Here is a 5,608-nt window from a genome sequence, read left to right on the forward strand (position 1 = left end):
ATGCCATTGGTGCCACCGATGGTGTGGTAGCTGTCACCCTTGGTCAGGATTACCCAGTCACCTTGCTCCACCAGGCCACGCTTGAGCAGTTCGTCGACCGCTGCCTGGCTCACCTTGTCGGCCGGCAGCGAGGCCGGGTCGAAGGCGATCGGGTACACGCCGCGGAACATCGAGGCGCGTGCCTGGGTGGCGCGGTGTGGCGACAGGGCGAAGATCGGCACGTGCGAACGCAGGCGCGACATGATCAGCGGGGTGTAGCCACTCTCGGTCAGGGCGATGATCGCCTTCACGCCCGGGAAGTGGTTGGCGGTGTACATGGCGGCAAGCGCGATGCTCTCGTCGCAGCGCTCGAAGGTGGTGTGCAGGCGGTGGCTGGACTTCTGGCTGGTCGGGTGCTTTTCGGCACCCAGGCAGATGCGGGCCATGGCCTGGACGGCTTCGATCGGGTAGGCACCGGCGGCACTCTCGGCCGACAGCATCACCGCGTCGGTGTTGTCCAGCACGGCGTTTGCCACGTCGGACACTTCGGCACGGGTCGGCATCGGGTTCTGGATCATCGACTCCATCATCTGGGTCGCCACGATCACCGCCTTGTTGTTGCGGCGGGCGTGCTGGATGATCTTCTTCTGGATGGCGATCAGTTCGGCGTCGCCGATTTCCACGCCCAGGTCGCCACGGGCGACCATGACGGCGTCGGAGGCCAGGATCAGCTTGTCGAGAGTTTCGTCGTCGGCCACCGCTTCGGCGCGTTCGATCTTGGCCACCAGCCAGGCGCTGCCGCCGGCTTCGTCACGCAGCTTGCGCGCATATTCCATGTCGCTGGCGTCACGCGGGAAGGACACGGCCAGGTAGTCCAGGTCCATTTCCGCGGCCAGCTTGATGTCGGCCTTGTCTTTCTCGGTCAGAGCCGGTGCGGTCAGGCCGCCACCTTTACGGTTGATGCCTTTGTGGTCCGACAGCGGGCCACCGATGATCACCACGCAGTGCAGGGCATCTGCAGTGGCGGTTTCGACGCGCATCACCACGCGGCCATCGTCGAGCAGCAATTCGTCACCAACACCGCAGTCCTTGACCAAGTCGGGATAGTCGATACCGACGATGTCCTGGTTGCCTTCGGTCAGCGGGTGGGCGGTGGAGAAGGTGAACTTGTCACCGATCTTCAATTCGATGCGCTTGTTGGCGAACTTGGCGATGCGGATCTTCGGACCCTGCAGGTCGCCCAGCAGTGCAACATGGCGGCCGTTCTTGGCGGCGATGTCACGGATCAGGCGCGCGCGGGCCTTGTGCTCGTCCGGAGTGCCGTGGGAGAAGTTCAGGCGTGCCACGTCCAGGCCGGCGAGGATCAGCTGTTCGATCACTTCCGGCGAGTTGCTGGCGGGGCCAAGGGTGGCGACGATTTTGGTACGGCGGATGCTCATGCACAGACTCCTATAGTGAAGCGCAGCGAAAGGCTACTCCTGAATCTCGCTGTAGTCATTGTTCCGTTGCACTACCTGCAACCAAGGCAGGGTGGCATTTGAACGGGCAGGGTATCCTTGCAAAAGGGTGTGAAGATTTGCCGGCAAAGGCCGATACACTGGCATCAAAGGAGACCCCCATGCGAGCCCTGATCGTTTTAGCCCTGGCGGCCAGCGCCGTCGGCTGCACCCGCTGGTCCATGGACCACCACCTGAACAATGCCTACCGCGCCTACGACCGTGGCGATTGCGCACGGGTCATGCTCGAGCTGTCGCAGGTCGACCGCACCAGCCGTGCGCGACCGTTCATCCACCCCGAGGTGTCGCTGCTGCGCGGCCAGTGCCTCGAGCGCCAGGCCTTGTATGTGGATGCCGCGCAGACCTACCAGTACCTGATCCAGCAGTACCCGGGCAATGAATACGCCTATCGCGCCCAGGCACGCCTGCAGACCCTGGAGAAACTCGGCCATCTGCGCGGCGCCGAAGCCGCTGTGGCAAACCCGGTGACCGCCGCACCTTGGCGTTAACACCAAGGTGTGATTTATTTCACGGGATTTGCCGCGCGTGCTGCGCTAATCTGTAACTCAGCTGTTACAACAACCGCCAGTTCCACGTATTCCTGGCATCGGATACGGACTGCACTTGCGATCATGTTCAACAAGCGCCACATCGAACGCCATCAGCTGCCTTGTGTTCTCAAGGTGTTCAACCGCATTACCGGCCAGGCCATCGGCCAGCTGGGCAACGCCTCCGAAGACGGGCTGATGCTGATAAGCCAGCTACCTGTGCTGGTCGGGCCCGACTACGATCTGCAATTACGCCTGCCGCTGCTGGGTGGCGGGCATCAGTTCGTCAACCTTACCGCCAGCTGCCTGTGGTGCCGTGAAGACCAGACGCCCGGGCACTACGATTCGGGTTTCATGCTGCTGCAGGCGCCCCGCGAGTACGACGAATTCGTCCGCTCGTTGCGCGACTATTTCAGTTTCCACCCCGCCAACGCCTCTGTCTGAGCCTGCGGAGCCAACGGGCCGAGCTCGCTGGAATCGCGCTAGAATCGGGTCGACCTCGATACAGGACGACCCCGTGACCTCCAGCATTTTCTGGCACGACTACGAAACCACCGGCATCAACCCGCGCTGCGACCGGCCGCTGCAGGTAGCCGGCGTGCGCACCGACTTCGACCTCAACGAAATCGACGAGCCGATCAGCCTCTATTGCCGTCCCTCCGACGATATCCTCCCGCACCCGGCCGCCTGCCTGGTGACCGGCATCACCCCGCAACTGCTGGCCGAGCAGGGCCTGTGCGAAGCCGAGTTCATGACCCGGGTGCACGCACAACTGGCGCACCCTGGAACCTGTGGCGCCGGCTACAACACCCTGCGCTTCGACGACGAAGTGACCCGCTACAGCCTGTACCGCAACTTTTTCGACCCTTATGCCCGAGAGTGGCAGGGCGGTAACAGCCGCTGGGACCTGATCGACATCGTACGCACGGCCTATGCATTGCGCCCGGACGGTATCGAGTGGCCGCAACAGGACGGGCGCACCAGCCTGCGCCTGGAGCTTCTGAGCAAGGCCAATGGCATCGACCATGGGCATGCCCACGAAGCGCTTTCCGACGTGCGGGCAACCATCGCCCTGGCCCGCCTGATCCGGCAGAAACAGCCCAAGTTGTATGACTGGCTGTTCCAGTTGCGCAGCAAGCATAAAGTGATGGAGCAGATCCGTTTGTTGCAGCCGCTGGTGCATATATCCGGGCGCTTCTCGGCGGCACGCAATTACCTTGGTGTCGTATTGCCATTGGCCTGGCACCCGCATAATCGCAATGCACTGATTGTGTGCGACCTGCATCAGGAAACCCTACCGTTAATACGGGAAAGTGCTGAAGTTCTACGCCAGCGTTTGTATACCCGCCATGAAGAACTGGCCGAAGGCGAATTACCCGTGCCGCTCAAACTGGTGCAGATCAATCGCTGCCCGGTGCTGGCGCCACTTTCGGTATTGCGCCCGGTCGATCAACAACGGTTGGGTCTGGATTTGACGTTGTTACAATTGCGCGGCGAAGAATTGGCCAGGCAACAGGCCCAATGGCAAGACAAACTGCAACACATCTACGGAAAGGAAGAATTCGCCCCGAGTGTAGACCCGGAACAACAATTGTATGACGGTTTTCTGAGGGACCGTGACCGCCGCTTATGCGAGCAAGTACGTGCACTGGAACCGGCGCAGTTGGGCCGTGGGCAGTGGATGTTCGATGACCCGCGCCTGCCTGAACTGTTGTTCCGCTACCGGGCGCGAAACTTCCCGGAGACCCTGACCGGCGAAGAGCGGCAACGCTGGTTCAGCTTCTGCCAGCAGCGCCTGAGCGACCCGCATTGGGGCGCGCCGAACACGCTGGGCGACTTCGAACAGGCGCGGCAGCAGGCCTGGGAGGGCGCCGACGAGGCGGGGCGGCGTGTGCTGGAGGCGTGGCAGGTACATGCTCGGCAATTGCAGGCACAGTTTGCAATTGGCTGAGTGCTGACACAAAACGCGGACAAACAAAAACGCCGGCAATATGCCGGCGTTCTTGTTGCGATAAGCAGCAGGCGTATGCGTACAATCAGTCCAGCAGGGTCGCCCAGCTTTCAACCACATCGCCACCCCACTTGGCTTTCCATTCTTTCAGGGTTTTGTGGTTGCCGCCTTTGGTTTCGATCACTTCATTGTTGTGCGGGTTCTTGTATTGCTTGACCTTGCGCGCACGCTTGGTGGCGGTAGTCTTGACCGCACCACGTGGAGCCTTGCTCAGTTTCGACTCTGGGTCGAGCAGGGCAATCACGTCGCGCAGCGACTTGGAGTACTCGCCCATCAGTGTGCGCAGTTTGCCTTCGAACTCCAGTTCTTTCTTCAGCTTGTCATCCTGCGACAGGTTGGCCAGGCGGGCCTGAAGTTCCTTGATGGCTTCTTCGGTAGCGCGGTACTCGTTGATCAGGGACATGGAGTGTTCCTTAATGCGTGTTCAGAAATGTGTGGGGCAATAATAGACAGGCAATACTCGCAAGTAAACATATTGTTGGGCAATTAACTGTTAACTAACCTGTGACAACCATTCCTCTACGTGAACAAAAATTTACAATTAACCCTGCATTTCGTCATGTCTGTCAGGCAATGGCGGCGGTACATCTCGTCAGAAACACAGACCACGGCCGCTGCAATCAATACTGCGTTTTTCCTGTCGGGCCGCTAGAATGAGCGCCTTTGCGAAGTTCTGGAGTCTCATTCATGCGCACCTATCGTCTGGTGATCGCCTGCCCCGACCGTGTTGGCATCGTGGCGAAAGTCAGTAATTTCCTGGCCTTGTACAATGGCTGGATCAACGAAGCCAGCCACCACTCCGATGAGCAGAGCGGTTGGTTCTTCATGCGCCATGAAATCCGCGCCGAATCGCTGCCATTCGGTATCGAAGCCTTCCGCGAGGCGTTTGCGCCGATCGCCGAAGAGTTCTCCATGACCTGGCGCATTACCGACTCGGCGCAGAAAAAGCGCGTGGTGCTGATGGCCAGCCGCGAGTCGCACTGCCTGGCCGACCTGCTGCACCGCTGGCACACCGATGAGCTGGACTGCGAGATCCCTTGCGTGATCTCCAACCACAACGACCTGCGCAGCATGGTCGAGTGGCACGGTATCCCGTTCTTCCATGTACCGGTCGACCCCAAGGACAAGGCCCCGGCCTTTGCCGAAGTATCGCGCCTGGTGCAGGAGCACGCCGCCGACGTGGTAGTGCTGGCCCGCTACATGCAGATCCTGCCGCCACAACTGTGCCAGGACTATGCTGAGAAGGTGATCAACATCCACCACAGCTTCCTGCCGTCGTTCGTCGGCGCCAAGCCGTATCACCAGGCCGCCCTGCGTGGTGTGAAGCTGATCGGTGCGACCTGCCACTACGTCACCGAAGAGCTGGACGCCGGCCCGATCATCGAGCAGGACGTGGTGCGTGTCAGCCATGCCGACAGCATCGACGACATGGTCCGCTTTGGCCGTGATGTGGAGAAGATGGTGTTGGCCCGTGGCCTGCGTTATCACCTGGAAGACCGGGTGCTGGTGCATGGCAACAAGACTGTAGTTTTTGATTGATGGCCTTGGGGCTGTCTTGCAGCCCATCGCCGGCG

General features: G+C 60.8%; 6 protein-coding genes. 4 read left to right on the forward strand and 2 right to left on the reverse strand.

The annotated features are described in order from the left end of the window. Positions 1-1,418 (reverse strand): pyruvate kinase (gene pyk, locus ACK1U9_RS25090; protein WP_449110259.1); only part of this gene is annotated, 1,418 nt, incomplete at its 3' end. A gap of 179 nt (positions 1,419-1,597) precedes the next feature. On the opposite strand from pyk, the gene ACK1U9_RS25095 reads away from it, so the two are divergent. The 3 genes from ACK1U9_RS25095 to sbcB all read left to right on the forward strand — a co-directional run bounded on the left by ACK1U9_RS25095 (position 1,598) and on the right by sbcB (position 3,974). Then, positions 1,598-1,984, forward strand: a complete 387-nt coding sequence (locus ACK1U9_RS25095; protein WP_025340503.1) for a hypothetical protein — start codon at positions 1,598-1,600, stop codon at positions 1,982-1,984. 123 nt (positions 1,985-2,107) lie between these two features. Next, entirely contained in the window at positions 2,108-2,467 is a 360-nt protein-coding gene (locus ACK1U9_RS25100) for a PilZ domain-containing protein (protein WP_046617204.1), read from the forward strand. Positions 2,468-2,540: 73 nt separating this feature from the next. Continuing rightward, entirely contained in the window at positions 2,541-3,974 is a 1,434-nt protein-coding gene (gene sbcB / locus ACK1U9_RS25105; RefSeq protein WP_085602268.1) for an exodeoxyribonuclease I, read from the forward strand. A gap of 85 nt (positions 3,975-4,059) precedes the next feature. Here sbcB and mvaT read toward each other — a convergent pair whose 3' ends face one another. Continuing rightward, positions 4,060-4,437: a histone-like nucleoid-structuring protein MvaT gene (gene mvaT / locus ACK1U9_RS25110; RefSeq protein ID WP_003259590.1), complete on the reverse strand. Its 378-nt coding sequence runs from the start codon at positions 4,435-4,437 to the stop codon at positions 4,060-4,062. Between the two features lie 284 nt (positions 4,438-4,721). Here mvaT and purU point away from each other — a divergent pair, with 284 nt between their 5' ends. Next, the gene (purU, locus tag ACK1U9_RS25115; protein WP_023662871.1) at positions 4,722-5,573 is read left to right on the forward strand and encodes a formyltetrahydrofolate deformylase; all 852 of its coding nucleotides are present in this window, start codon (positions 4,722-4,724) and stop codon (positions 5,571-5,573) included. Positions 5,574-5,608: the final 35 nt, after the last annotated feature.

The sequence above is a fragment of the Pseudomonas sp. XP1 genome (assembly GCF_053557675.1).

Bases quoted from the DNA above. Each gene is read 5' to 3' on its own strand.
- purU (WP_023662871.1), top strand. From the start codon at position 4,722: ATGCGCACCTATCGTCTGGTGATCGCCTGCCCCGACCGTGTTGGCATC.
- mvaT (WP_003259590.1), bottom strand. From the start codon at position 4,437: ATGTCCCTGATCAACGAGTACCGCGCTACCGAAGAAGCCATCAAGGAA.
- ACK1U9_RS25100 (WP_046617204.1), top strand. From the start codon at position 2,108: ATGTTCAACAAGCGCCACATCGAACGCCATCAGCTGCCTTGTGTTCTC.
- ACK1U9_RS25095 (WP_025340503.1), top strand. From the start codon at position 1,598: ATGCGAGCCCTGATCGTTTTAGCCCTGGCGGCCAGCGCCGTCGGCTGC.